The following is a 22,975-nucleotide window of genomic DNA, read 5'->3' on the forward strand; positions in this document are numbered from 1 at the left end:
GTGATTTTTTAGGCTTGACAGTCAATGCAATCAAAACGATTGTAACTGTATTGATAGCATCACGAGAGGACGCAGATATGGAAACCATTATCGGATCGCAGGGCGGGCAGGGAGTGGCGCAAGTTTCTCTTCGGCTTCCGTTCATGCTCCGAGAAGAACTGAAGAAGGAGGCGAAAGCCCTTGGTCGATCGCTCAATACGCACATCGTGATGCGGCTGAGCGAGAAGCCAGAAAAGTAAAGCCGCCGGGACTGCAATCCCGACGGCTTTGAATGTGAAACCGTACAATGACGAAAGGTTCAGAAATGAGCTTACTGCAACGACGCGACCTTTTCAAGCTCGCACCCGCCGCCGCCTTCGCGGCCAACGCAATCCCGGCTCTGGCTTACCAGATGCCCGACGAGCAAACACCCGATCTTCCAGACTGGTGGAAAAAGCGCCTCACGGAAGACTCGACCAGCGACCCGCTGATGAACGCGGTAGTGGATCTGATCAACCTGAACCGCCACCTTCGGCAGACGCTCCCCGATGGTGCCCGCCTCGTCGGCCTCCAGTACAGGAACGACGCGCACGACAAGATTAACCAGGAGACGGTCTGGGCGACCGCCCGGCGCGGTGGCGAACTGCTGTACCTACGCCCTGGTGTTCGGCACGATTGGTTTCCCGGCCTGGGCGTCCGGCTTGAGGGGGCAGTCTGATGGGAGGGATCGTTCCGTTCAACTTCGACGGCGCACCGATCCGCGTCATGGAAATCAGCGGTGACCCGTGGTTCGTCGGCAAGGACGTGGCTGGGGCGCTCGGCTACAGCAACCCGCAGAAGGCCGTGCGTGACCATTGCCGAAAGGCACAAGATGTTGGGGGTGAACAAAACGTTCACCCCTCCGATCTGGACCCGCAGACCAAGATCATCCCGGAAGGTGACGTCTACCGGCTGATCGTCCGATCCAAGCTTCCCTCGGCCGAGCGGTTCGAGGCGATGGTGATGGACGAAATCCTGCCGACGATCCGCAAGACGGGCTCTTACGATGTAAGTCAGGCGGCGACGATCAATCTGGACGATCCAGCACAACTGGTGCCCCTCCTGACCAGCTATGCGCAGCGCACCCAGATCGCGGAAGCCAAGGTTACGGAGATGTCGCCGAAGGCCGAGGCCTTTGACCGGCTCGACACGGCGGAGGGAAATTTGACCGTTCGGCCGGCAGCAAAGGTGCTGGGCGTTCCCGAGCACAAGTTCACCAAGTGGCTGGAACTGAACAGGTGGGCCTTCCGGCAGGGCGGTCGCGGGCCGCTGCAAGCCTACGTGGAGAAACGAAACGCCGGATATCTGGATCACAAGCTTGGCCGGTACACCGATCAGCACACCGGCGAGGATAAGGTATCGGCGACGCTGGTGATCACGCCGAAAGGGATGGCCAGGCTGGCGCAGATCTTCGCCAAAGGCGACGAAGCAGCATAAACGAAGCCCCCACCACCTGTAGAGGTGACAAAAGCGGCTCCTTCGGGGGCCGCTTCACACATTCGGAGGCAGCATGGCGATTATTCGATGGTGTATCGAATCAGCAATTCGTCTTGGGGCGAGCCGTCAGCGTAGGTTTGAAAGGCAAATCCCTTAATGTATGTAAAGCCTGATGTAATAAACTGGCCGCCATTTTCGGTGTATAGGCGGTAGTCCAACCGACCAGATGAGCAGGTTGTCGATCCCGTTAATTTTATTGTGTTTGATTGATTTTTGAAATTCCACGCCTCAATTTTACATCCGCCAGAGCTATTGTGAATTCGGCCTCGTAAGGAATTAGATAAAATAAGCATCTTTCGGGACAAGCTATCGTAGCAGGTTAGCCTATCGTCGTCAGAATCTTTGATATTGAAGCATTCCAAGTAGTCAGCCGCAGGATTGTCTTGGGCAACAACAGGGAAGCCGAGCGCGCATAGGATGCAAGCCGAAATTACTTTCCACATATTTCAAATACCCCTTCTGGTTTTCTTGATGTTTTTGGAGGCAGCATGACACAAACCTTCTCTGCTGGCATCAGGCAATCCTTGGATGTTGCCCAGGACAAGATCGAGTACATCGCGCGCGGTGCAATCCAAGACGTTTGCGAGCTCATGTCGCGTCGGGTTGAAGGCCTGGCAGATGGGGGCGCGTTCATCGAAGGGTTCGTGCCGGTTGTCTCATCCGAGCTCATTCAGAGCCAAGAGGTCGCGATCAACGGCGGCGTCGTAGGGCAGGGGGACGTCAGCTACGTGGCACTGATATCCGGGATGCAGGTCGGTGACGTGATCGAGGCGGTTTACACCGCACCTCACGCCCGGCGGATCGAATACGGGTTCAGTGGCGAAGACAAGCTGGGCCGGACGTTCAACCATCCTGGCCGGTTCTTTGTCCTGCGGGCCGTTCAGCAGTGGCCGACTATCTTCGACATGAACGTGGCGCCGTTTAAGGTTTAGGCGGTGTCTTAGGTTCGGGGAGGCGATCCCGGATTTCCATCAGAACAGTGATGATCTTCGCCGTGGCAAGGAAGCCTAACCCCGCGCAGATCAGAGCGACACCAAGCGTCATATTGCCGATGCCTGTCGGGGCGAACGCAAAAACGCCCCCCGCAAGAACGGCCATCGCGCCAAGCACACCAAGGATAGCTTCCATCACATTCTCCCTTCGTCAAAGGGAACCTACGCGGCGGCATTGTTGGGGATCAAGGGGTACATCATGTCATTGACCGCCGGCCAGCAGGCCATGATCGCCCGCATCATCAATATGCCAGGGCGGCCCAACCTCGTTCTGCCAGCTGGCCCTGCTGCTGATTGCCCCCGCTACGTGGTGCAAGAGGCGGGCGGGGCGCAACGCACGGTGGGCCTGGACGGGCATACCGACAGCACCCCGGAAATTATCGTTCGGGTCGAGACCAACACCAAATATAGCGTGGAAAACGCGGAGCTGGTTGCCGCCCTGGTCGCCCTCTTCCGCCCCGGCGATCGCTTCGATGGCGTGACGATCATCGACGCGCCGCTGCCGCGACCCGCGTTGCCTACGACGAGGGGTATCTACGCGGTGCCAATCCGCATCCGCGGGCAGTACAGCTTCTAGGAGAACCATCATGACGAAACAGAAATCCCCCGCCACTGAGCGGATCGAAATCGTGTGGCCAAAGACAGGCGCCATTGCGCGGCCGCTCAAAGAGCACCTGGATGTGTGGCTGGCCAAGGGCTGGCAGCGAACCTCCCCTGAAATCGGACCCGGGCAAGCCTCGGGCGATACCCCCGCTCAGGACGCCAGTGGCGACTGACGACCTCAATCACAGACCTGAAAGGGTAGACCAATGACCAACAATTCCATCGGCACTTCGCTCTACATCGCCACTGCCGCGCCCGCGACGAATGACAAGGCTGGGTATGAAGCCCTGACCTGGGTTCAGGTGAACGGGCTGATCCAGGGCTTCCAGTTCGGCATCTCCCACGCGATGATCGACATCCCCGATCTTCTGACGGGCTTCACCACAGCGGTGAAGGGAGCCGCCACCGGCACCGACAGCCAGGCGCAATTCCGGCAGGTCCCGTCCGATACGGGCCAAGGCACGGTTCTGGCGCAAGCGAACGACAACGACGGGATCGTGTCGATCAAGATGGGTGTCGGATCTGGCACCGGCGGTGCGCTGGCCGAAGGCGACCCCGTGGTGTACGCGCAGGGTGTTCTTCACAGCTACCTGCCGAACCAGCCGACCACGACCAGCTTCGAGGGCTTCTCCGCAAGCTTCCGCACCAACGATTTCGCTGTCATCGATGTCGAGCCGGCGGCTTAATCCATGGATATTTCGAAGCTGAACGCACGGGCCGCGTCCGATCGCGGCTCCGACATGCACCTGCGCGATCCGTTCGGAAAGCCGGGGCGCGGCGACACTCACAAGACTGGCGGCGCGCTGCTGTACCGGGACAAGGACAAGCCAGTCCTGTTCCACGTCCTGGGCAACGAGGCGTCCGCCGTTCAGGCCGAGCGCCGCGCCATGGAAGAGGAACAATCGAACGGCGCGCGCATCCCGGCCAAAGAAGCAGTCTTTCGCGTGGCGCGGGTGGCGCTGACCGGTTGGCAGAACCTTATGGATGGCGGGGCAGAGTACCCGTTCAATGACGCCAACCGGGATTCAGTCCTGCGCAACTCGGACAACATTCAAATCCAGATCATCGACCATATGGGTGATGTGGGAAACGTGCGGCCGGGCGACGGGACCGACTGACTCTCTTCGCCCGGCAGCTAGGCTATTACCGCTCGAAACCGGACGGCTGGACGGAGACGCGGCAACAAAAGTTCGCCCGGCTTGAATTCCCGGACCTTGGCGATGCAACAGGCCTCCTCGAGGTCTTCGCGGAGCTGGGCTACGCGGTTGGCTCTGGGTTTGGGCCGACCCCCATCCCGCTGACGGAGCTTCGTGCATACGGCGGCCTGACCGGCCCTGAGTGCCGCATCTTGCATGGGATGTCCCGGGCGTACTGCAGCGGCCTTTCCTTGGGCAAAGACCCATTCGCCTTCTCCCCTATGGAACTCGCAGAAAGCACCTCATGACCGATGTTCACTATATAGGCATCAAGGCCGACACCGAGGATCTGGATCGCGGTGTAAAGCGCCAGGATTCCTTCGGCGATGCGGCCGAGCGCATGGAGAAGCGTACAGGCCGGGCCGCGAAGGGCGTCTCGGACGACATGGCAATGATTGGTCGGGCCGCAAAGATCGCGGCCGGCGTCGTCTCTTCGGCAATTGGCGGCATCGCGTTCGGCGCCATAACCTCGAAGTCTATCGCGATGCGGCGAGAGCTGGGCACTGCAATTTCCGAGGTGTCGACGCTCTTGTCTGGCGAGGCGTCCGAAATGGCGGCCTTGGAAGCTGAAACGCGGCGGCTTGCGCAGACCTACGGCGGGACCGCAACCGATCAGGCGAAAGCGTTCTACCAGGCAATCTCTGCTGGTGCTGGGTCGGTCGAAGAGGCTGCACAGCTGTTGGACGTCGCCAACCAGCTGGCTATCGGCGGCGTGACGGATGTCACGACTGGCGTGGACATTCTGACCACCGCGATGAACACCTACGCTTCGTCTGGCCTTCAGGCCGCTGAGGTTTCCGACACGCTATTCGTTGGCATGAAGGCCGGCAAAACGACCATCGGCGAGATGGCCGGCGCGCTTGGGAATGTGGTGCCGATTGCTGCAGCGGCAGGGGTGTCATTCGAAGAGGTGGTGGCGGCTACGGCAGCGCTGACGACGCAGGGCCAATCCACCAACGTCGCGGTGACAGGGCTGCGCCAGGTTCTCGCGGCTATCATCAGCCCCACGTCCCAGGCCGCCAAAGAGGCAGAGCGGTTGAAGGTCGCTTTCAGCGTTGACCGCCTGAATGAAGTCGGCTTGGCGACCTTCCTGAATGAGGTGATCGAAGCGTCGGACGGGTCACAGGAATCCCTTGCGCAACTGTTCGGGTCGGTCGAGGCGCTGAATGCGGTGCTGTCGTTCGCGGGCGGCGGGGGCATCAAGCTGAATGAAATCCTGGACGATATGGCTCAGAAGGCAGGGGCGGCATCAACCGCTTTTGGCCGGATGGCGCAGGACGATGCACACCGCCTGAACGTCGCCATGTCCGAGATTTCGGACAACATGCTGGACGTCGGCAGCGCGATCTTGACCGTCATGGTGCCCGCTGTCGAGTTTGCCGCCGACAGCTTCGATGACATGGCGGTGGCGGGGGGCTTCCTTGCTTTGACCACCGCGCCTGCGATCATTGCCGGGATGACGGGCATCACGACGGCTGCCGGGGTCGCTGCGGGGGCAATGGCGGCCTTCCGGGTGGCGAGCCTGGCTGTGCCTCATGTCGCATTCGCGGTCGCGGCGGCCAGCATCTACAGCGCCTTCTCGGATCGCGCGCAGTTGGCCCGGGAGCTGGCTGAAGCGCTGGACCAGGCGAAGGGCGCCCAGGAGGGCTTGAACGAAGCGACCGAGGCATTCTACCGCAACACGACGCAGGCGAACGCAGCTGCGATGAAAGCCGCAGCTCAGGCCGCGCGGGACCAGGTGGCGGCGGCGCTCGATGTGGCACGTGCGCAGGCGCAGTCTGATCAAGGTATCTTCAACACGACTTGGCGCAGCCTCGTGAACGCAATCCCGGGCGTCGGGGGGTATACCACGCAGCTTGGAGAGCAATTGGCTGGGTCGAGCGCCGCAGTGAAGGAACTCGAAGCCGCACTGATCGAGGCAGAGGCCCGCTTGTCGGCCACGGATCACGCCATCGCAAACGTCGGCGAGGCAGCGACCGAAGGGGCCGAAAAAACGAGCGAGGCGACATCTTCACTGATTGACCGCCTGGCAGCCCTGGGTGACGCGCAGAGCCGCATCGCGACCGGCAGTGGGTTCGATCAGGGCGCGACAATCCTAGCTTCTCTGCGGCGCGAGGCCGCGCTCTTGGCGGACAGCTTGGGCATGGTCGAGGAAGTCGACGCATCACGGGCGATCCGAGACGTGGCCGCAGCCGCCGGCGATCTCAGCGACGATCTGGGAATGACGATATCCGAAGCGATCCGCCTTGACGAAATGCTTCGTGCGGTCAGGCAAGCGGGCACGTTCGAGGCGCAGGCAATTGCCTTGGGCGACGTCGTTCGCTTCCTGGATCAAGCGACCGGCGGCGCAGCTGCCACTGACGAAGAGGCTCGCCACGTTTACGACAGCCTTCTGGGTGCGCTTCAGGCGGCAATTTCCCTCGCCAGCACCGACATGGCAGGCGGCATTGCACCGGCCACTGATGAGGCGCGCGCGCTCGCCGAATGGCTAGGAATTTCGCTGACCCGCGCCATCGCGCTGTCGACCACCACCCCGATGATGTCGGACGAGGATGCGCTGATGGGCATGCCGGTAACTCAGGACCCAGGCGCGGCCGCCCGGGCAAGGGCTCTGGGGACAGCCTTCTCGTACAACGAGGCCCACAGGGTGACCCGGGGAGGGCGCGGAGGCTCGTCATCGGCTCGCAAGACCGCCGAAGAGACCCAGATGGAGCGTACGGCAAGAAAGGTGCGCGACGAGCTGACCGAAGCCACTCGAAAAGCGATGCCCTACACCGAGCGGTACGCTGATGAGGTGGCCGACCTGACCAAGCTGAAAGAGGCGGGCTACCTGAGCGAACAAGAATTGGCTCAGGCCATCGATCTGACGGGCCAAAAGCTTCGCGAAATCGAGTTCGCCGATGTCATCGACGGCATCGAATCCTTCTCCGACGCCATCGCCGATGCGATCGTGAATGGCGAAAACCTCGGCGAGGCCATGGGGCAGGTGTTCAAACAGATCGCCGCTGACCTGCTGTCGTCAGGCATCAAGTCGCTGCTGATGGAGACGTTTGGCTTTGGTGCGACGAAGAAGTCAGGAGGGGGGCTGTTTGGCAGCCTGCTGAAATCCGTCTTCAGTTTCGACGGCGGCGGCTACACGGGCGATGGTCCCCGAGTTGGCGGTGTCGATGGAAGAGGTGGATTCTGGGGCCTTCTTCACCCGCAGGAAACCGTCATCGACCACACCAGAGGCCAATCCATGCAGTCGGGCGTCACAGAGGTTCGGGTTGTTGGTGGCGATCTGACCCTATCGGATGACGGAGCAATCATGGCGCAGTTCAGGGTCATGGCGTCCGAGGGACAGGCCCGGACCGTGGATGCGATCGCAAAGCGCATGCGCAATCAGCCCAAAGCCATTACTGGTCTGGCATGACGAACGTCTACGCCTGCCCTCCATGGGGTCTGACCGCCTGGGAGCTGTCCTGGAATGCGCCGGGCGCGCGGTCGCAGATGATGTTCTCGGGAAAGTCGCGAACGTCGTCGTTCCAGCGGCCGCATCGATTGGCCACTGCGACGATTACCGGGATCGGATCAGACCGTAACGGCGCGGGTTACGTGGAAAATCTGAAGCGGTTGCTGGATGGCGGCGAACATCTTGTGCGTGTCGAGGCCCTCGCTCCGCTCTGGGTCATCGCCGCCGGTCGCTTGGATCTGACCAATGCAGTTCTCGAATGGTCCGCCGAATCCGACGACCTGCTGTGGTCCTATTCCGGTGATGACGTGCTGTTCCTGGAGGGCGATTACGGCCCATACGGTGAACCGACCACGGACGGGGTCTGGCCTGCGATCCAGGTCACGGGATTGCCGGCCAACACGGTCGTGGCTCGTCCGTCGCAATACCTCACGGTGACTGATGGAGAGACGACCCAAGGCGGGCATGTCCTGGCACCGGCCACTTCGGATGCGGACGGTGTGGCCACGATCCGCCTGTTTGAGGCGGTGACGGCCAGCGGGTATGTCACGATTGGCGGCCGCGAATCCATCGTCTTCGAGGCGCTGAACATGCCGCGCTCGGTTCAGCCGGCGCGGGGCACCTTCGGCTACACCTGGGAATTCCGCGAAGTGTTCGAGGACGAATATGAAAGCTGGACGGAGCTGAACCCATGGGCCTGACACGGGGCGCCCCCGCTGCGCTGATCGCAGCCCTGGCGGGTCATTTCCATCCGGTCGTGCTGATGGTGGCGGACTGGCCCGACCAGGTCGTTCGCCTGCATAGCGGCGTCGGCGATCTGACCTGGGGTGGCAATGTCTATTCGGGGACGAGTATCACCCGCGACGGCAAGCTGATTTCGCTGCTGCGGCCTGATCTGCCGGCCGAGGAGGGCGGGCTGGCCACGGGCGATGCCAGCGTGCGCGTGGCCGGGCCGCTGGATGCGATCCGGGCGGAAAAAGGTGTCGCGCTGCGCAATCGGTCGTTCACGGTCTATTTCGGGGCCACGACGGAGCGGGCCGGCACCACTCTGGTGAGCGATCCGGTCGAGATCTTCGCCGGGTATTTCGCGGGGCGGTCGTTTTCCTTTTCGGGCGGGGCCGAAGCCTTCCTGCACGACATGATCCTGCAGCTCGGGATCGGGCCGGCCGCGCGGGCACGCGCATCGATCACACACGGCTATGAAGACCAGATCGCGGCCTATCCAGGCGATACGGCCGGGCGCCAGGTGCAGAACGCGCTGAAGCGGGCGCGGAACCCGAGCGTCTGGCCCGCGGCGTGACAGTCACATCAGCGGCCGCCCTGCAGGCGGCACGGATGCATATGGCCGGGGCCTTCGACTGGACGCGCCGCGATTGCCTGCGCGGGCCTGTCAGGGCGTTCCGTGGCCTCTGGGGGGTCGATCCGCTGGCCGGGGCAGAGCTCGATTATTCCGGCCCGGTGTCGGCCCTCCGCCTCGCGCGGCGGTTCGGCGGGTATGAAGCCTGGTGTCGCCACCACTTCACCCGCAACGGCTTGATGCCGCGCGATGTGCCGGCGCCGGGCGATCTGGTCTTTCTGGAATTTCGCCCGCCGTTCGGGATCGTGCTGGGCCTTGCGATCGATGCCCAGGTCGCGGCCGCCCAGGGCGCTGAGGGCGTGCGGTTTCATTGCGGAGATATCGTGGGGGTCATGACATGCCGTTCCTGACAACCGGCCTGGCCAGTCTTCTGTCGGGTGGTCTCTGGGGGTCCGGCTTCCTCGGTGGTCTGGGCATCGGTGGCGCGGCGACCGCGGCCAGCGGCCTGGGCCTCGGCGGGGCGCTTCTGCGGATCGGTGCCTCGCTGTTGATCAACACGGCCGTCAATGCCCTGCAGGCGGGCCGGGGCCAGACCGCGCAGGATTACAAGCGGGAATTGCCCGCGCCAACCACGGCCCCGGCCTATCGCTTTGTCTATGGCGAGACCCGTGCAACCGGCACGCCCGTCGGCACGCCGGTGCGGGGGCCGCTTATCTGGGGGTGCTGGATCCTCAACAGCCGTCCATCCTACCTGCCGGATTTCACGCTCTACCTGGATGAACGCGCAGTGACCCTGACCGGCGATGCCTTCGACTTTGAAGGGTCGGGATCGGATTACGGCGGTGCCATTGCCAGCAATGCGCCGTTCGACAATTGGGCCCATTGCTGGATCGGGCGGGGCGACCAGACGACGCCGCCCCGTTGGTTCCGGGAACAGGCGCCCTGGGCCGAGGGCGCCGATGAAGAATTGTGGAAGGCGACAGATGGCTGGCAAGGCCGGACGGTGATCTGGATCGCCTTCAATGCGGGCCCCAACGAAACCCGCCAGGAGCGCTGGCCGAACACGCCGCCGATCGTCGAGGTCGAGGGCAAGTTCTCGCTGGTGTGGGACCCACGGGACGAAGAGCAGGATGGCGATGATCCGTCGACCTGGACCTGGTCAGACAATCACGCCCTGATCTGCCTGGACGCGGTCCGGCAGCACCCGGTGCGGGCCTACCAGGTGGGGAGCCTGCATCTGCAGAGCTTCATCGATGGTGCCGAGACCTGCGACGAAAGCGTGGGGCTGAATGCCGGAGGGTCCGAAGCGCGGTATCGGGCGGCGGGAACCATGCTGTTCGACACTGGCGAGTTCGAAGATCACGTTCTGCCGCTCTTCGCATCGGGCGCGGCCGATATCATCCGTATCGGTGGCAAGCTGGGCTATGCGGCGGGCGAGTACCGCGCGCCGACGATCACGGTGACGGACTTCCTGCAGGGCGGGATCGAGGAAACCGACCTCGCGCCAGAAGATGAGCTGACCAACACGCTGCGCGTCACCTATCTCAGCCCGGACCGCGGCTATGAAACCGCTGACCTGCAGCCCTGGGAAATCCCCGGCGCGCTGACCGAGGATGGCGGCATCCCGTCGGTGAAGGACCTGCCGCTGAGCTATTGTCCGTCGGCGACGCAGGCCATGCGTGTTCGAAAGATTGCGGGCGGTCGACTGCGCCGGCAGGGGCGCCTCTCGGGCGTGTTGCCACCAGAGGCTTTCGACCTGGTCGGCGGCGCCACGGTGACGATTGCGGCCGGGCACGCCGCCTTTGCCGATCTCGACGGTGTCTACGAGATCGAAAGCATCAACCCGGCCCTCGATCCGCTGGGCCAGGATGGCGAGGTCGCCATGCGGCTGCCGGTCAAGCTGGTGCGGCACTCGGCCGATATTTACGACTGGGACCCGGCGACCGATGAGGAGGCCGTTGTCGACGAGCCCTATGACGGCACGCGTAGCGCGGTGCAGATGCCCGGCACGATCACCGCCACGACGGGTGCTGCTGCCAATCTCGACAGCGGTGGCACGATCACACCCCGGATCCTGTATGAGTTCGATCCGTCCGGGTCCTCCGGCGTCGAATACTACGAATGGCAGATGCGGACCACGACGGGCGGCAGCTGGGGCGAGCAATCGGGCCTGATCCCGGCCGACGTGCGGAACGGGTCGGACGACGTGTTTGTCTATGTGCCGGGCGTCGCGGCCGTGGCGCAGGACTTCCGGGTTCGGACGATCACCCCGAACGGCAAGAGCGACTTCCGGGTTCTCGAAAACCAGACGGCGATCGTGTCAATCGACCTCGATCTGCCCACCAATGGCAAGGCCAGCGAAACCGATCCGGGAACGATCGCGGTCAGCTTCAGGCTGCCCAATGATCCCGACGTCCGCGGCCTGGAAATCTTCGCCGGACCCACCTCCGATCCCGAGGACGCGGCCGCGCTCGATGATCCGGTCTATGCGGCGCAGAACACCGTGATCGCCCTTGAGGAAAACGGTCTCGGCTCCGGTGTGACCCGCTATTACTTCGCCCGCTCGCGCGGCGATTTCTCATCCGCCTCGGCGTTCACCGCGGCGGTGTCGGCAACGACTGCATAAGGAAAATCCGTATGGCCACGGCCCCTGTATTCTCGCTGTCCACCACGGGCGGCGTTCCCAAGATTGCGTCCAAGGGCAACCTTGAGGCGGGTATCAATTCCGGATTCGCGACGCTCCAATCGCGCATCGATGCGCTGTCGATCGCGGCGACCCTGGGGTTTCCGACCTTTGACAGCACGGCCGAGGGGATTGCCGGTGTTGCGGATGGCGAGACCTTTTCGGTCGTTGGCGAGAACCTGGTCGATCTCTACCGTCGCAGCGGCGCCAGCGCCACGGCCGTCGCGGCGATCCCGCAACTCGATGCCGCGATAAAGGGCGTGACCGAACAGGGGTGGAAGTCGCGCGGCACGACCGAGCCGTCGCACGCGAATTACAAAGTCCAGATCGGGTCTACCTGGTACTCGCCCGACTGGCTCACGGTTCTCGTCACTGGCCAGTCGAATCCCAAGGGCAATTCAGCCGCGACCAACGGCGACAAGACCGGGGCCGGCGATGTCTGGGTCTGGAACGGCTACACGGCGGGCACAACCGGGGCTGCGGTCGAAGTTGCCGGCGATGCGATCGTCGAAGCGGCGCTAGGGGCTGTGCCGTTCACCACCGCCGAGGGTACGGTGAACAATATGGCCTTCCACGCAGCACACCGGATGTCCGTTGCGCTGCGTCGACCGGTCCTGATCGTCATGACGGCTGTCGGCGGCACCGGCATCAACGATTGGGACCCGTCCTCGGGCGGGTTCTGGAGCGCCATGGACACGGCCATCACCGATGCCCTGGCTGACGGCGATCTCTGGGGCACGGAAAAGGTCGATCTGTTCATGATGGGTTGGGGCGAGGATGCCTACAATCTGACGACCAACATGTGGACGCTGGGCGATAGCCGGCTGCCTGAGATCATCACCGCCGCAAAGGCGGCGTCCTGGGCGTCAGAGGATATCTTCTTTGCTGCGACCCTTCCTGTCCAGGAGGCCGATGGCGGGGACGCCTGGCAGGTGTCGCGTGAATGGATCAAGATCGCGGCCTCGGGCAAATACGCCAACTTTGCCGTGGTGCCGAGTGATGGCCTGGCGCTGACTGGTGAGGATGTCGGGCTGCAGGTGCACTTCGATGGCGCGTCTCTGCAGGAGCTTGGCTACCGCACGGCAGATATCTTCCTGGGCAAGTCGGCGGGTGTGACCTCCGACAGCAGCTATCCGCGCGGGCTTCCGAACACCGAAACCTTCCGGGCTCAACCCATGGTGCTGCTGGGCGAAATGTTGTTCGACCCGACCGATCCCGACGACGACGGCGGTGACCCGGACGAGGTCCAGGTTGCGTCGGGCGCCAATGGCATTCCGGTCCTCTACGTCAAGGACGATGGCGGCACGATTACGCGCGACGGCGGAACGACGACGGGCGGATCGCCGTCCTACAGTCACACGGTCGACAGCACGAACCGGGTGCGGCTGCGCGCCTACGCGGCGGCCGCTGCTGCACGCGACAACCCGGTGCGCCTGAACATCGGGGCAGGGGAGCCGGCCGGGGAGAATTCCCTGACCTCGCTCGTCATCCCGCCGGATGCGCCGCTGTCGCAGATTTACCTGACGGGCCCGACGAACCTGAAGGGCAGGGTGATCGCGGCTGACATCCCGCGCACGGTCGAGACCCTGCGCCTGCAGGATGCGCCCGGCCTGGACTTCAGCGACTTCATCGCCGAAGACATGCCGCCCGGTCTGACCTATCTGAACCTGACCGGCTGTCTTGTGCCCAACAACGTGAAGGCGGCGATCGATGCCGAGAACATCGCGCGGGGCGGCATGATCACGGTGGTGCACGGCGAAGAGGCCGGGTTCACGGAAACCCGCACCTTCACCAGCGTCACGGAAATGACCAACGCGATTACTGACGGGTTCTCCCAGCTCGACGGCCGGGTCGCCTTCATCTCCAATCCGACGACGGGCGCTTTCACCACGCTGCAGGCCAAGGCCGGGGTGGCCGCGACACCGGGCGAGGCGCCGGCCGGCTGGCAGATCGTCAATCGCTCGGGCGGTTTTCTGGCACGCTCCGAACTTGAGGACTTCATCGCGGCCGGGGGTGTCTTCGCAAATGGCGTGGTTTCCGACGCCGGAGATCTACGGTTTTTGTGGGATAAAGCCAGGACTTTGACCCTAACCGGATCCGTGACGGTAGCTACCGGCGAGACGCTGACCCAAGCGACCAGCGGAGCGACGGGTATCGTGAAGGAGGGCGGTACGGGCTCGTCTTTCGTAGTAACCTCTGTTGTCGGCGACTTCGATACGTCCAACGAGCTTACCGGTTCACTCAGCGGCGCGCTTGGCGCAAACAGCGTGCCGTCTGTCGTGGCGGTATATGCTTTCATTAGCGGCATGCCAGGGGTTAAGCCTGTAGCGCCTTCTACGCCAGATCACTTTGCTGACAACAACACGCCTGGCACAACAAATATGCGCACTGCACTTGTTGAGTGGGCGGCGGACACGAGTGTCCTTAAAAAGGAATTGAGGTCGAACACCATTTACGCGGCCAGTGATCTTGTTTCTGCGGGCGCATCCTTAGCATTTCCTGCGGGTTCGGTTGTTGATGGGAATGGCGCGACCATTCAATTCTCAGAAACCGACACTAGCAATAATCAGCGTGGCATTTTGGGTAATGGTGGGGTCATCGAAAATTTAAACTTTCGCTGGACGGATAACGGTGGCAGTGGGCACTACTTTGAACGCTTTCTCGCCCTTAAAGTCGGAACCAGACTTCGCCATGTAAAGTTCAGTGCGGATACGGACCAGCCCGCTAGTGTTGATGACTCTGGGTACGACACTTGTGTTCGGTTCGACGGAACTGACATCGAGCTCGAATGCGTCGAATGGGATGGAATTTACCAGTGCGCCGACGGTTGGGCTGGAGGTTCTCCGTCAGACATTCGCATCCTAAACTGTAAGCTTCGGCGTTATGCTTCGGGCATATCTCTCCAAGGTATAGAAAAATTTCACCTGAACGGCCTGACAGTATATTCTAAAAACGCCAATGCCACACCGGATCCCGGCAAGAACGCTATTACTGGCGGCACGGCTGACATGGTGGTCAAGAATGTTGTCATTGAGGATAGTGGAGAACACGCGATCTACCTCTCCACTTCTGGCAGTTTCGCTGCCCCTGTTTACGGCCTGACGATGGACAACATAAGGGTTCGTGGTTCTGGTCAGTGCGCGGTCAAGCTACGAGGTTGGGGGGACGTCGTCCTGCGCAATGTTTACGGCGCAAATGCACACAATGCCAGCGCGGCAGGAATTAACGAGGATGGCTTGCGTCTTGAGGAGTGCGTAGGTGTCCGAGTTTTTAACTTCGGTCACGGAAACGACGATGGCAGTGGTAATGGGGGGTATGATCTCATTCACATTGATAGTTGCGCCGAATTGGATTTTTACGGGTCACACTTGGCAGACGCTCAACGAGCGGGCGTCTATATCACGGACACCCGCGTCTCGAATTCGATATCAGGAATCCGTTTTAATGGCGTTTCGTTCCTGAACATGGGTAACAAGCCATTATTCCAGATAGTGTGTGGCGACTTGCCGGACAAGGCCCTGCAAATTACTGGCCTGCATAGTACGGATGGCTCCGGCAACCTTGTAGCCATCAATGCAACCGGCACGGTTGGCGCAAATCCGGTGGAAATTCAAGGCAAGTTTCTCACGTCCGGTTCACTCATGACCAACACTTCGGGCGGGGGCGGCGTCCTGATGGACCTTGACCAATACTACGTCGGAGGAGGGCTTCCCACCGTCGCAAGCCTTGCGAATATTCCTGCCAACGCAGGGTTTCGGAAAGCTGTGGTAACTGACGCCAACGCAACGGCATTCGCTAGCACGGTGGCGGGCGGCGGGGCAAATACGGTGCCGGTCTATTTCGACGGGACAAATTGGCTGATCGGTTAACCAGCCTTGACGCGCCATAGGGTCAAGTGCGCAATCGCAAACGAAATGAAAGTATTGAAAATGGTCGATGAATTGAAGGCGGGCCTTAACTCTGCAGAGTTTCTGCCCTGATGCCCCCGGTCGATTTGTCAGAGCTGTCCGAAAAGGCTGGCTCGCGTTTGAGCCAAGTGCCCCTGCCCCTTTCCAGCACGACAGGCCGAGAGCCGCCACAAAAAACCGAAAAGGGGCCGCTATGATCAGCCAGAACTTTGCCAGCTCCATACTCAAGAGGGGCTCCGATGAGTGATCCGACCAAGGACCCGGTGACGATGGCTAGCCTGGTCATTGCTGCGCGCCAGCTGCTGGACCAGATGCCCGAGCAAATCAGCGCGCTACTGTTGTCCGGCGCTGCGGGCGCCTATGTCCGGGCTGTCTTTGCCCCGGAGGCTTCATGGCGGCGGCGCATCGTGGAAGGTGTCGCCGGCGCCTTCGGCGCAATCTTCCTCGGCGGGCTGGTCGGGCATGTCCTCGACAGCATCACCGGCGGGGGTACCTGGGCCTACCTGGCCGCCGGCTTCGTGATGGGGGAGGGCGGTATCGCCGCCATTCGGGGATTCCGCCGCTTCATTCTGGAAAAGGGGGGCGCCAAATGAACTGGCTTCTGATTGCGAACAACGTCAGCTCGGCCGTGGTCATCCTCGCGTGCTGGTGGCTTGCTCATATCAACGGCCGTTCCCGGCCGCCCGGACGAGCTATCGCCGCAGGCTATGCGCTGATCGGGATCAGCGTGCTCTTTACGCTCGTCATCCGCAACCTGGCGATCGGCGGCGCGCCCGTGGTGCCCTGGCTGATCGTGGTGACCAAGGGTCTGTTGGCCGTAACCTTCCTGTTGACGATCTACCGACGCGCCAAGCTCGGCGACCGGTAACGGCCCTCGCACTGCACACGCCAGACAGCCCGCCTTCGAGCGTGCTTTTTCTATTGGAGGATCCCATGAAGATCGACGTTCCTTTTTTGGACCGGGTGACCGGCCATACCCGATATGGCGCGCGCAAATCGCGCCTGGCCGAGCTCGTCAACACAACGGCCGTGCTGATGCCGCGCCACGCGGCCGCGCAGTTCCTGCCCCAGGTGTTGCATGAAAGCGGGCGCCTGAAATACGTCCAGGAGCTCTGGAAGCCGACCCAGGCGCAGAGGCGCTATGAGGGGCGGCGCGATCTCGGCAACACCCGGAAGGGTGACGGCAAGCTCTTCATGGGCCGCGATATGATGCAGATCACCGGTCGCTACAATTACCGGGCCCTGACTGCCTGGTGCCGCGAGACGGGCCGTGACACGCCTGATTTCGAAGCACAGCCCGATCTGCTGACCGATCCGCAATATCTTGGTCTCGGGGCGCTCTGGTATTGGACGACCCGGGTCCCCGCAAAATACGTCGAGGCGGGCGATATCGAAATGGTCACCCGTAGCATCAACGGCGGGCTTAACGGGTACAGCGACCGGCTGGCGCTCTACGACGTGGTCGCACAGGAGCTCGCCGAGATCGAAAGCCTTGTTCGCTTCCAGGCGGGGCAGGGGCTCGTCGCCGACGGCATCTGTGGTCCGAAGACCCGCGCCGCCCTGCATCGCCACCTCAAGACAATGCCGCGCCTCGGGATCGAGGTCATCGACGCAGTCCCGGCGCCGAGCGCGCCGCCCCCGGCCGGCAATTGGCTGTCGGCACTCCTGCAACTCATCATGGAAAGGTTCTCGAAATGATTATCCCCAAAGGCTGGCGTACCATCGCCTTCAACGTGTTCTGCGTGTTCCTGGTCCCGATCCTCAACTTGCCCGAGGTCGCGGCGATCCTGCCGGAAGGCTGGCAGCCGTTCTACGCGCTGTTCATCGCCATCGTGAACATGCAGCTGCGCCGGGTGACGACGACCCCGCTGGGTCGGAAGGAATGATCGGCCGGCTGATCGGGCTGATCTCGCCGCTGACGGGCATCGCCGACCGCCTGGCCCGCGCCTATGAGGCGAAGCAGAACGCCAATACCGAGGCGGAGCGCATCCGGGCCGACGTGGAGATCGAGCAGCTGCAGGCCCGTCAGAAGGTGCTGATAAACGGCGGCAAGGTCACGGCCGTGATGCAGGCCGCATGGGCACTGCCGTTCATCCTTTTCACTTGGAAGGTGATCGTCTGGGACAAGATCTTCGGCCTCGGCGTCACCGACGGCTTGGGCGACAACGAACGGATCCTCGGCCAGACCATCGCCGGGTTTTACTTCCTAACGGCAGGGGCCATGCAGATCACGCGGGTCATTAGGCGATAGGTCGGTCAGTAGAGGCTCAAGTGTATGGCTAGCCGCAGATTTGTAGTGCTGTTCCTACCGGAGCCCGACCCTTCCGAGTTTGATGCCTTCGCCTACCGAAAGCTGACCTTAGCAGCGCTTCCGAGAAACGCTAATGAGGGCACCTGGTCGACATTCGCTGCATCTTGCGCCGATGACCGCTTCGGGCTTGAAGTGGGCCTTCGCCGCAATCCACATAACCTCGCTTGAAACTGGGATGGCCCGGCATCTGCTACGCCAATCGGGGTTGACTAGTGGAATCCACTCAGAAAATCTCGATATCCGCGGCCGTCACCAGGGCGTTTTGCTCGAAGGTGGCGACCAGCTCCTGCACGGCACCACCGGCGCCATCACCGTCGAACCATAATAGCCCCGAGGCCTGGTCGAAGACGAAGCGGTCGTCCACATCCGCCGCCGCCGTCCCGGCCACGAAGTGGTCCGCGTTGAGAATGCCCGCCGCCAGCCCGCCGAATACCGTACCCTTCATCTTCAGAATGTCGCCCTCGTCGGCCTCGTTGGTGTTGAAGTCGATGATCCGATCGACATTTTCCGCCCCGATCGCCCGGTCGAAGACGAAGGTGTCCGCTCCGGCCTGGCCCTTCAGCACGTCACGCCCCTCGCGGCCGACGATGGTGTTGTCGAACGGGGTGCCCACGATCGTGTTATCGAGCCCGTTGCCGATCCCATTGAAGTTCACCGGGGTGCCCTCCTTCGATAGAACGTTCTGCATGTAGAGTTTCTCGACATGGGCCATCAGCGCGAAAGAGCCATAGGCCTTCACGATGTCAATCCCGCCAACGGCCTCCTCCACCGCAGTGTCGCCGGGCGCGCGCAGGATGTATGTGTCGTCCCCTTCCCCTCCGACAAGCGTGTCGTTGTTTTTGCCCCCGTCAAGGATATTGTTCTCGTGGTTGCCGGTGATCACGTTCTTCAGCCCGTTGCCGGCACCGATCGTGGCGTCGCCCCTGAGCTCGAGATCCTCGATGTGCTTGCTGCCCATGCGGAAATCGACTGTCGAGACCACCATGTCACTGCCTGCCCACTTGCGGCTTTCGGCCACCCGATCGCCCACGTCATCGACAAAGATCAGGTCCGAGCCCTGCCCGCCGATCAGCAGGTCCGCCCCGGTGCCGCCGTCCAGCGTGTCGTTTCCAGATGAGCCGTTTAACGTGTCGTCGCCGGAGGAGCCGTTCAACGTGTCGTCGCCTGATCCGCCATACAACAGGTCGTTGCCCCCGCCGCCACGGAGGAAGTCACGGCCATTCTCGGAATATACGGTTTCCGAATTCCCAGACCCTTGGAAAGTGTCAGCCCCGCCGCCGAGCAGGAAGTTCGCCTCTTGGCCGTAAGCTTGGACCCCGCTGACATTAAAGTCGTTCGCAGCTGCATTGCCGTAGAACCCACCGTGGCCCATACCTGTCAAGACCTCGATGGACGCAGCCGCGCCGAGCTCCATACCTTGGAGATACGAGCCATCATAAATTGCCGTATCAAATCCGGTCCCGCCAAGAATTGTATCCTTGCTCCCGCCAGATCCAAACCTGATCTGATCGTCCCCGGAACCTCCGTCTAGAACATCCTCGCCGACGCCGCCGAGCAATGTGTCCGCGCCGGAGCCGCCGAAGAGCATATTTGTACCGTCAGTCGCCGTAATGACGTCATCGCCTCCATTGGCGTGTATTTCATCGTTGTCATCTCCGGCATGAATTATCTCAGCCAACTCTGACCCTGCAAAGGTGTCATCGCCATCATAAAGCTCGAATGTGGTCAAGTCGAAGTATGCTTGGATACCTGTGAGGTTGAACGTGTTGCTTTGGTTGTCGGCCGTAACGGCGGACCAAAAGTTGTCGGAGAATGCATTGAACCCGGATTCAGGGCCCAAGTGTAGATTTTCTAGGAACGAGCCATCGTAATAGTAGGTAGTCATCGTGAAACCTCGAACAATAAATAATGAACGTAAAAATGTGCATTTGGGATAGAGTATTTATACCACGCAACGGCCCTTTTCGGCAACTGCCTCGTGCGGGGCGGCGTGCCACTTTCGCGAGCAGTGACAAACAAAAGTCTTCCGGTGCCTCCAGCGACCCAACGGAAGACTGGTGGCTCATTGGCTACCTATGCACGCCGGGGCGAGATCGACCGGGAGCGCGAAGAGGATTTGGAGACGCTGTAAGCCTCAGGGCTGTCTCCGGCACCTTTCTCCCACGTTTTTCCAATAGTGCGGACCTCTTCGCCCATCTCTTCGATTGTGACTTTAAAGCGTTTCATAGTTGCCTCGCGGGGTTAGCCAGGCAAGTCATTCACGACGCTGACGACACGGCCGATGTCGAGCTCTTCGACGGTTTGCTCGTAGATCGTGCGGTTGTACTGCCGGGTCGCTTGTGTCTCAGGGGTGTAGCCGTAAGCCTCAGGGCCTTCTCCGGCACCTTTCTCCCATGCCTTGCCGATAGTGCGGACTTCTTCGCCCATCTCTTCGATTGTGACTCTAAAGCGTTTCATAGTTGCCTCCGGGTTTACTGGACAGGTTCCGGCGCGCCGATGTCGACGCGTTCCCTTTCCTCGTGGTCGCATTTGATGCTCTGAACGATTTCATAATCTGGGAGCAGCCCTTCGTGCATTCCGAGCCAGTATCCACCACCGCCGTCAACGCTCTCTGGTTTCAGGCTGAGATGGCTGACGAAGAAGTAGAGCACCTTCGGTTTGCCTCCGTATCCTCCGAGCCATTGAGTGCGGGTTACTTGCTTGTACATGAAGTGCTTTTTTCGCCGTGCGCCTGTGAAGTGAAACACTTTCAGCACGTCTCCAACACGGATCGGCCGGCGGCTTTTGTCGCATGTTTCTGCCATGGATGATCCTTTCGCGGGTTAGTTGGACCGGTTCGGGCGCTTGTCCCGAATATGGGCTTCAAGAGCTTTGAGGTGGGCACGTTGTTCCGCTGCGATTTCGCGCGCGCCGTCTGCGATATCGTCATCCGACCAGCCCTCGAATACGAGGCCGTCAATCGCAGACCGCAGGTTCATCACGTCCTGATCATCGCGACCGAGTGCTTTTGTGAAGCGGTCATTCCCGGTCATGGGGCGTCTCCCTCGCGCTTCAGGTCTTCGGCATGGGCTTCTGCTGAATGCGGCCACGGGGCCGCATAGGCAAAGCACAGGATATCCTCCGGCGCTTCAGCCTTGCCGTGAATGGCCTTGTTAAGTTCTCGCGCGCCGATAACGGCCGCATCGTGCGACGGCACTGCATGAACGTCATCCGGCCCTAAAACGTGAACGCACCACAACGTGAGGTTCGCGTTGGCTTCGATCTTCTCGTTTGTGGTCATGGGATTCCTCCGGCCTTCGTGCATGGCCTCTCCGGGTGTCTGCGATGCTCGCTTTCCTATTGATGTAAGATAACGGTGTGCCTTGACCGACGCAACCGCTTTCTGCTTAAAGTAAGAAAAGAGTAAGAAAGCAGTGTAGGTCGATGGCGGATAAGGAAGCGGAGCAGTTCAGCGGAAAGTGGGCGGTGGTCACGGTGCATCCGTCGCTGCCGTCCAGGACGGAACAGATCGCCCGGGCGCGGGCCTGGGGTGTCACTGAAAGCATGCTCGGCCGGGACGATATCAGCGCGATGATCCTGGATGACGTCTCTCATGTCGGCCGGACAACCAACTGGATGGGCAAGCTTGTCGAGAGGGCATCATTCATTGAAGCCATGCAGCGGATCCAGCCGGAGGGTGATCAGGTATGGTTCGCCGATCCGCTCTGCGTCGGGTTCTCTGCCAGGTTGGCACAGGAAACGATCACCGGCCTCTGGGACGCCGGCATGCAGGTCTACGTCCATTCTCTGCGGTACAACGGCCCGGCACTGTACGTGCCAGGGGATGACCTGACGGAGTTTCTTGAATCGGTGTCCGCGGCCCAGAACGCAGCACATCAACGCGCCAATCGGGCGCGATCCTAGAAGGGAGGAATGTATGCTCCAAGGTGCGGTTGCTGCCGTTGATGCAGGTGAAGTTCCGCCTCGCCCCAAGCCGACTCCAATAGGGAGTAGCTGGCTTGAATGGGCGACGTATTGTACCTGGCACAGGTCGTTTTATTTCTGTGAATCTGGGGGGCGGGTGCGTCTGACTATGATTGGTTCAAGCGAGCCTGGGTCTTCGCCGATCGTCTCTACGGTCATGCGTTCGGATTTCGATATTGGTGATGCACGGTTACTCCGCGACCGCTTGGATGAAGCCATCCAAGCCGCCGAGTCCAGCTAGGAGCATGCATGGCGCTGAGTGATGAGGCGTGGGGATGCGGCAATCGCCTGGCTGGCCTCGCTAAGGAGGAACACGGCAGATGGATGGGGCGTGGTGTTGATGATCCCGCCGGGCGTGAGCGGATTGACATAATGCGAGAGGCGGCGCGACTTCTGAAGTCATGCGCAATGGAATTGCGTGAATCTGAACCCAGGTAGGGGTAGGGGGCGTGATGATATGGCTATTTGGCGTCGAGCTAGCGGGCGATGGTTTTTTTTGAGTAATCAAACAGGATTCGAGGCGATCATGAAGTCTCCGCTTGCGGCTTGTTGGCAGGCGATCTGTGCTGCGACATCGGTCTTGAAAGCTAGGACACTCGAACCGCGGACCCTTGCGTAAAGAGGCACATACCCGACATACCCTCCGAACCCGTTCTTGGAGTTGACTTCAGCGCAGAGAACTCGATCGGAATTGCTCAAGGAAAACGCCTGCCACCCTCTAAACCTCGTGCTTTCGGGGTCGCGCATCTGGTCCTTTATTTTTGCCTCGACCGCCAATCTTTCGGAATTCAGAATCGGTGTCGGTTTGGTTGTGACTGGCGTGTCGTTCACGCAGCCGGACAGAGACATGATGAGAGTGGCGGCCAGTGCGATCTGCAATTTCATTTTGGACCCTTAGTGCGAAATAGCTTTGGGACGTTCGCACTGCAGTGCAAGCATTGCAAGAGACACCTGGTCGCGTGCCACGCGGGCGGGTTAGAGCGGGGACGGGGACATCAAGAGCCCTGTCCCCGCGATTTCTTTTGTCAGGGCTGGGCTTCCTTACCGCCCCCCCCC

Annotated in this window: 27 protein-coding genes and 1 pseudogene; 20 read left to right on the plus strand and 8 right to left on the minus strand. The window is 61.4% G+C overall.

Features of this window, described 5'->3' with window-relative positions:
- Nucleotides 1-77: 77 nt before the first annotated feature.
- The 4 genes from ATO9_RS23825 (at nt 78) to ATO9_RS23375 (ending at nt 2,447) form a co-directional block, all read left to right on the plus strand.
- Nucleotides 78-239, plus strand: a complete 162-nt coding sequence (locus ATO9_RS23825; RefSeq protein WP_081979431.1) for an Arc family DNA-binding protein — start codon at nt 78-80, stop codon at nt 237-239.
- 47 nt (nt 240-286) lie between these two features.
- Nucleotides 287-697, plus strand: coding sequence for a hypothetical protein (locus ATO9_RS04020; RefSeq protein WP_156127772.1), 411 nt, complete (start codon nt 287-289; stop codon nt 695-697).
- Nucleotides 697-1,455 (plus strand): BRO family protein, encoded by a 759-nt coding sequence (locus ATO9_RS24475; protein WP_052418085.1) that lies wholly within the window; start codon nt 697-699, stop codon nt 1,453-1,455. Before ATO9_RS04020 ends, ATO9_RS24475 begins: the two co-directional genes overlap by 1 nt.
- 548 nt (nt 1,456-2,003) lie before the next feature.
- On the plus strand, nt 2,004-2,447 hold the full coding sequence (locus ATO9_RS23375; protein WP_052418086.1) for a hypothetical protein: 444 nt from the start codon (nt 2,004-2,006) through the stop codon (nt 2,445-2,447).
- On the opposite strand, the gene ATO9_RS04035 is transcribed toward ATO9_RS23375, so the two are convergent.
- A complete protein-coding gene (locus tag ATO9_RS04035; protein WP_043745252.1) occupies nt 2,437-2,643 on the minus strand; it encodes a hypothetical protein in 207 nt (68 codons plus the stop codon). The two genes, ATO9_RS23375 and ATO9_RS04035, sit on opposite strands and share 11 nt — an antisense overlap.
- A gap of 63 nt (nt 2,644-2,706) precedes the next feature.
- Between ATO9_RS04035 and ATO9_RS04040 the strand changes: the two genes are divergently transcribed.
- The 15 genes from ATO9_RS04040 (at nt 2,707) to ATO9_RS04115 (ending at nt 17,896) form a co-directional block, all read left to right on the plus strand.
- The gene (locus tag ATO9_RS04040) at nt 2,707-3,084 is read left to right on the plus strand and encodes a hypothetical protein (protein ID WP_156127774.1); all 378 of its coding nucleotides are present in this window, start codon (nt 2,707-2,709) and stop codon (nt 3,082-3,084) included.
- 10 nt (nt 3,085-3,094) lie between these two features.
- Complete coding sequence (locus tag ATO9_RS04045) at nt 3,095-3,283, plus strand: hypothetical protein (protein ID WP_043745258.1); 189 nt, start codon at nt 3,095-3,097, stop codon at nt 3,281-3,283.
- A 33-nt stretch (nt 3,284-3,316) separates the two neighbouring features.
- Complete coding sequence (locus ATO9_RS04050; RefSeq protein WP_043745262.1) at nt 3,317-3,796, plus strand: hypothetical protein; 480 nt, start codon at nt 3,317-3,319, stop codon at nt 3,794-3,796.
- Between the two features lie 3 nt (nt 3,797-3,799).
- The gene (locus ATO9_RS04055) at nt 3,800-4,228 is read left to right on the plus strand and encodes a hypothetical protein (protein WP_043745263.1); all 429 of its coding nucleotides are present in this window, start codon (nt 3,800-3,802) and stop codon (nt 4,226-4,228) included.
- Between the two features lie 322 nt (nt 4,229-4,550).
- Nucleotides 4,551-7,718, plus strand: a complete 3,168-nt coding sequence (locus ATO9_RS04065; RefSeq protein ID WP_043745272.1) for a phage tail tape measure protein — start codon at nt 4,551-4,553, stop codon at nt 7,716-7,718.
- The gene (locus ATO9_RS04070; protein ID WP_043745277.1) at nt 7,715-8,458 is read left to right on the plus strand and encodes a hypothetical protein; all 744 of its coding nucleotides are present in this window, start codon (nt 7,715-7,717) and stop codon (nt 8,456-8,458) included. The genes ATO9_RS04065 and ATO9_RS04070 overlap by 4 nt, the downstream gene beginning before the upstream one ends.
- Nucleotides 8,449-9,057 carry a hypothetical protein gene (locus ATO9_RS04075; protein WP_043745280.1) on the plus strand — a complete coding sequence of 203 codons (609 nt, stop codon included), beginning with the start codon at nt 8,449-8,451 and terminating at the stop codon, nt 9,055-9,057. The genes ATO9_RS04070 and ATO9_RS04075 overlap by 10 nt, the downstream gene beginning before the upstream one ends.
- Nucleotides 9,054-9,464, plus strand: a complete 411-nt coding sequence (locus ATO9_RS04080; protein WP_156127776.1) for a DUF6950 family protein — start codon at nt 9,054-9,056, stop codon at nt 9,462-9,464. The genes ATO9_RS04075 and ATO9_RS04080 overlap by 4 nt, the downstream gene beginning before the upstream one ends.
- Entirely contained in the window at nt 9,452-11,680 is a 2,229-nt protein-coding gene (locus ATO9_RS04085) for a phage tail protein (RefSeq protein ID WP_043745286.1), read from the plus strand. The genes ATO9_RS04080 and ATO9_RS04085 overlap by 13 nt, the downstream gene beginning before the upstream one ends.
- 11 nt (nt 11,681-11,691) lie before the next feature.
- Entirely contained in the window at nt 11,692-15,606 is a 3,915-nt protein-coding gene (locus ATO9_RS04090; protein ID WP_043745290.1) for a sialate O-acetylesterase, read from the plus strand.
- 278 nt (nt 15,607-15,884) lie between these two features.
- A complete protein-coding gene (locus ATO9_RS04095; RefSeq protein WP_043745291.1) occupies nt 15,885-16,238 on the plus strand; it encodes a hypothetical protein in 354 nt (117 codons plus the stop codon).
- Complete coding sequence (locus ATO9_RS04100) at nt 16,235-16,513, plus strand: hypothetical protein (RefSeq protein WP_043745295.1); 279 nt, start codon at nt 16,235-16,237, stop codon at nt 16,511-16,513. Before ATO9_RS04095 ends, ATO9_RS04100 begins: the two co-directional genes overlap by 4 nt.
- 65 nt (nt 16,514-16,578) lie before the next feature.
- Nucleotides 16,579-17,343, plus strand: a complete 765-nt coding sequence (locus tag ATO9_RS23380) for a hypothetical protein (protein ID WP_052418087.1) — start codon at nt 16,579-16,581, stop codon at nt 17,341-17,343.
- On the plus strand, nt 17,340-17,531 hold the full coding sequence (locus ATO9_RS04110) for a hypothetical protein (protein ID WP_043745298.1): 192 nt from the start codon (nt 17,340-17,342) through the stop codon (nt 17,529-17,531). The genes ATO9_RS23380 and ATO9_RS04110 overlap by 4 nt, the downstream gene beginning before the upstream one ends.
- Nucleotides 17,528-17,896 carry a hypothetical protein gene (locus ATO9_RS04115; protein ID WP_043745301.1) on the plus strand — a complete coding sequence of 123 codons (369 nt, stop codon included), beginning with the start codon at nt 17,528-17,530 and terminating at the stop codon, nt 17,894-17,896. Before ATO9_RS04110 ends, ATO9_RS04115 begins: the two co-directional genes overlap by 4 nt.
- A gap of 283 nt (nt 17,897-18,179) precedes the next feature.
- On the opposite strand, the gene ATO9_RS23385 is transcribed toward ATO9_RS04115, so the two are convergent.
- The 6 genes and pseudogenes from ATO9_RS23385 to ATO9_RS04140 form a co-directional block, all read right to left on the minus strand.
- Nucleotides 18,180-19,370, minus strand: coding sequence for a calcium-binding protein (locus ATO9_RS23385; protein WP_238318660.1), 1,191 nt, complete (start codon nt 19,368-19,370; stop codon nt 18,180-18,182).
- Nucleotides 19,371-19,454: 84 nt separating this feature from the next.
- Nucleotides 19,455-19,841, minus strand: a pseudogene (locus ATO9_RS25040) (calcium-binding protein); the annotation flags it as partial.
- Between the two features lie 356 nt (nt 19,842-20,197).
- Entirely contained in the window at nt 20,198-20,413 is a 216-nt protein-coding gene (locus ATO9_RS04125) for a hypothetical protein (RefSeq protein ID WP_043745304.1), read from the minus strand.
- A gap of 14 nt (nt 20,414-20,427) precedes the next feature.
- Nucleotides 20,428-20,760, minus strand: coding sequence for a hypothetical protein (locus ATO9_RS04130; RefSeq protein WP_043745307.1), 333 nt, complete (start codon nt 20,758-20,760; stop codon nt 20,428-20,430).
- Nucleotides 20,761-20,778: 18 nt separating this feature from the next.
- Complete coding sequence (locus ATO9_RS04135; protein WP_043745310.1) at nt 20,779-20,988, minus strand: hypothetical protein; 210 nt, start codon at nt 20,986-20,988, stop codon at nt 20,779-20,781.
- Nucleotides 20,985-21,236 (minus strand): hypothetical protein, encoded by a 252-nt coding sequence (locus tag ATO9_RS04140; RefSeq protein WP_043745312.1) that lies wholly within the window; start codon nt 21,234-21,236, stop codon nt 20,985-20,987. Before ATO9_RS04140 ends, ATO9_RS04135 begins: the two co-directional genes overlap by 4 nt.
- Nucleotides 21,237-21,379: 143 nt before the next feature.
- On the opposite strand from ATO9_RS04140, the gene ATO9_RS04145 reads away from it, so the two are divergent.
- Nucleotides 21,380-21,859 (plus strand): hypothetical protein, encoded by a 480-nt coding sequence (locus tag ATO9_RS04145; protein ID WP_043745314.1) that lies wholly within the window; start codon nt 21,380-21,382, stop codon nt 21,857-21,859.
- A gap of 564 nt (nt 21,860-22,423) precedes the next feature.
- Here ATO9_RS04145 and ATO9_RS04150 read toward each other — a convergent pair.
- Nucleotides 22,424-22,804, minus strand: coding sequence for a hypothetical protein (locus tag ATO9_RS04150; RefSeq protein ID WP_043745317.1), 381 nt, complete (start codon nt 22,802-22,804; stop codon nt 22,424-22,426).
- Nucleotides 22,805-22,975: the final 171 nt, after the last annotated feature.

Source organism: Pseudooceanicola atlanticus, from assembly GCF_000768315.1.
GTDB lineage: Bacteria > Pseudomonadota > Alphaproteobacteria > Rhodobacterales > Rhodobacteraceae > Pseudooceanicola > Pseudooceanicola atlanticus.

Excerpts from the sequence above, each read along its gene's own strand:
- ATO9_RS23825 (WP_081979431.1), top strand. The coding sequence starts at position 78 with ATGGAAACCATTATCGGATCGCAGGGCGGGCAGGGAGTGGCGCAAGTT.
- ATO9_RS04020 (WP_156127772.1), top strand. The coding sequence starts at position 287 with ATGACGAAAGGTTCAGAAATGAGCTTACTGCAACGACGCGACCTTTTC.
- ATO9_RS24475 (WP_052418085.1), top strand. The coding sequence starts at position 697 with ATGGGAGGGATCGTTCCGTTCAACTTCGACGGCGCACCGATCCGCGTC.
- ATO9_RS23375 (WP_052418086.1), top strand. The coding sequence starts at position 2,004 with ATGACACAAACCTTCTCTGCTGGCATCAGGCAATCCTTGGATGTTGCC.
- ATO9_RS04035 (WP_043745252.1), bottom strand. The coding sequence starts at position 2,643 with ATGGAAGCTATCCTTGGTGTGCTTGGCGCGATGGCCGTTCTTGCGGGG.
- ATO9_RS04040 (WP_156127774.1), top strand. The coding sequence starts at position 2,707 with ATGTCATTGACCGCCGGCCAGCAGGCCATGATCGCCCGCATCATCAAT.
- ATO9_RS04045 (WP_043745258.1), top strand. The coding sequence starts at position 3,095 with ATGACGAAACAGAAATCCCCCGCCACTGAGCGGATCGAAATCGTGTGG.
- ATO9_RS04050 (WP_043745262.1), top strand. The coding sequence starts at position 3,317 with ATGACCAACAATTCCATCGGCACTTCGCTCTACATCGCCACTGCCGCG.
- ATO9_RS04055 (WP_043745263.1), top strand. The coding sequence starts at position 3,800 with ATGGATATTTCGAAGCTGAACGCACGGGCCGCGTCCGATCGCGGCTCC.
- ATO9_RS04065 (WP_043745272.1), top strand. The coding sequence starts at position 4,551 with ATGACCGATGTTCACTATATAGGCATCAAGGCCGACACCGAGGATCTG.
- ATO9_RS04070 (WP_043745277.1), top strand. The coding sequence starts at position 7,715 with ATGACGAACGTCTACGCCTGCCCTCCATGGGGTCTGACCGCCTGGGAG.
- ATO9_RS04075 (WP_043745280.1), top strand. The coding sequence starts at position 8,449 with ATGGGCCTGACACGGGGCGCCCCCGCTGCGCTGATCGCAGCCCTGGCG.
- ATO9_RS04085 (WP_043745286.1), top strand. The coding sequence starts at position 9,452 with ATGCCGTTCCTGACAACCGGCCTGGCCAGTCTTCTGTCGGGTGGTCTC.
- ATO9_RS04090 (WP_043745290.1), top strand. The coding sequence starts at position 11,692 with ATGGCCACGGCCCCTGTATTCTCGCTGTCCACCACGGGCGGCGTTCCC.
- ATO9_RS04095 (WP_043745291.1), top strand. The coding sequence starts at position 15,885 with ATGAGTGATCCGACCAAGGACCCGGTGACGATGGCTAGCCTGGTCATT.
- ATO9_RS04100 (WP_043745295.1), top strand. The coding sequence starts at position 16,235 with ATGAACTGGCTTCTGATTGCGAACAACGTCAGCTCGGCCGTGGTCATC.
- ATO9_RS23380 (WP_052418087.1), top strand. The coding sequence starts at position 16,579 with ATGAAGATCGACGTTCCTTTTTTGGACCGGGTGACCGGCCATACCCGA.
- ATO9_RS04110 (WP_043745298.1), top strand. The coding sequence starts at position 17,340 with ATGATTATCCCCAAAGGCTGGCGTACCATCGCCTTCAACGTGTTCTGC.
- ATO9_RS04115 (WP_043745301.1), top strand. The coding sequence starts at position 17,528 with ATGATCGGCCGGCTGATCGGGCTGATCTCGCCGCTGACGGGCATCGCC.
- ATO9_RS23385 (WP_238318660.1), bottom strand. The coding sequence starts at position 19,370 with ATGGAGCTCGGCGCGGCTGCGTCCATCGAGGTCTTGACAGGTATGGGC.
- ATO9_RS04125 (WP_043745304.1), bottom strand. The coding sequence starts at position 20,413 with ATGAAACGCTTTAGAGTCACAATCGAAGAGATGGGCGAAGAAGTCCGC.
- ATO9_RS04130 (WP_043745307.1), bottom strand. The coding sequence starts at position 20,760 with ATGGCAGAAACATGCGACAAAAGCCGCCGGCCGATCCGTGTTGGAGAC.
- ATO9_RS04135 (WP_043745310.1), bottom strand. The coding sequence starts at position 20,988 with ATGACCGGGAATGACCGCTTCACAAAAGCACTCGGTCGCGATGATCAG.
- ATO9_RS04140 (WP_043745312.1), bottom strand. The coding sequence starts at position 21,236 with ATGACCACAAACGAGAAGATCGAAGCCAACGCGAACCTCACGTTGTGG.
- ATO9_RS04145 (WP_043745314.1), top strand. The coding sequence starts at position 21,380 with ATGGCGGATAAGGAAGCGGAGCAGTTCAGCGGAAAGTGGGCGGTGGTC.
- ATO9_RS04150 (WP_043745317.1), bottom strand. The coding sequence starts at position 22,804 with ATGAAATTGCAGATCGCACTGGCCGCCACTCTCATCATGTCTCTGTCC.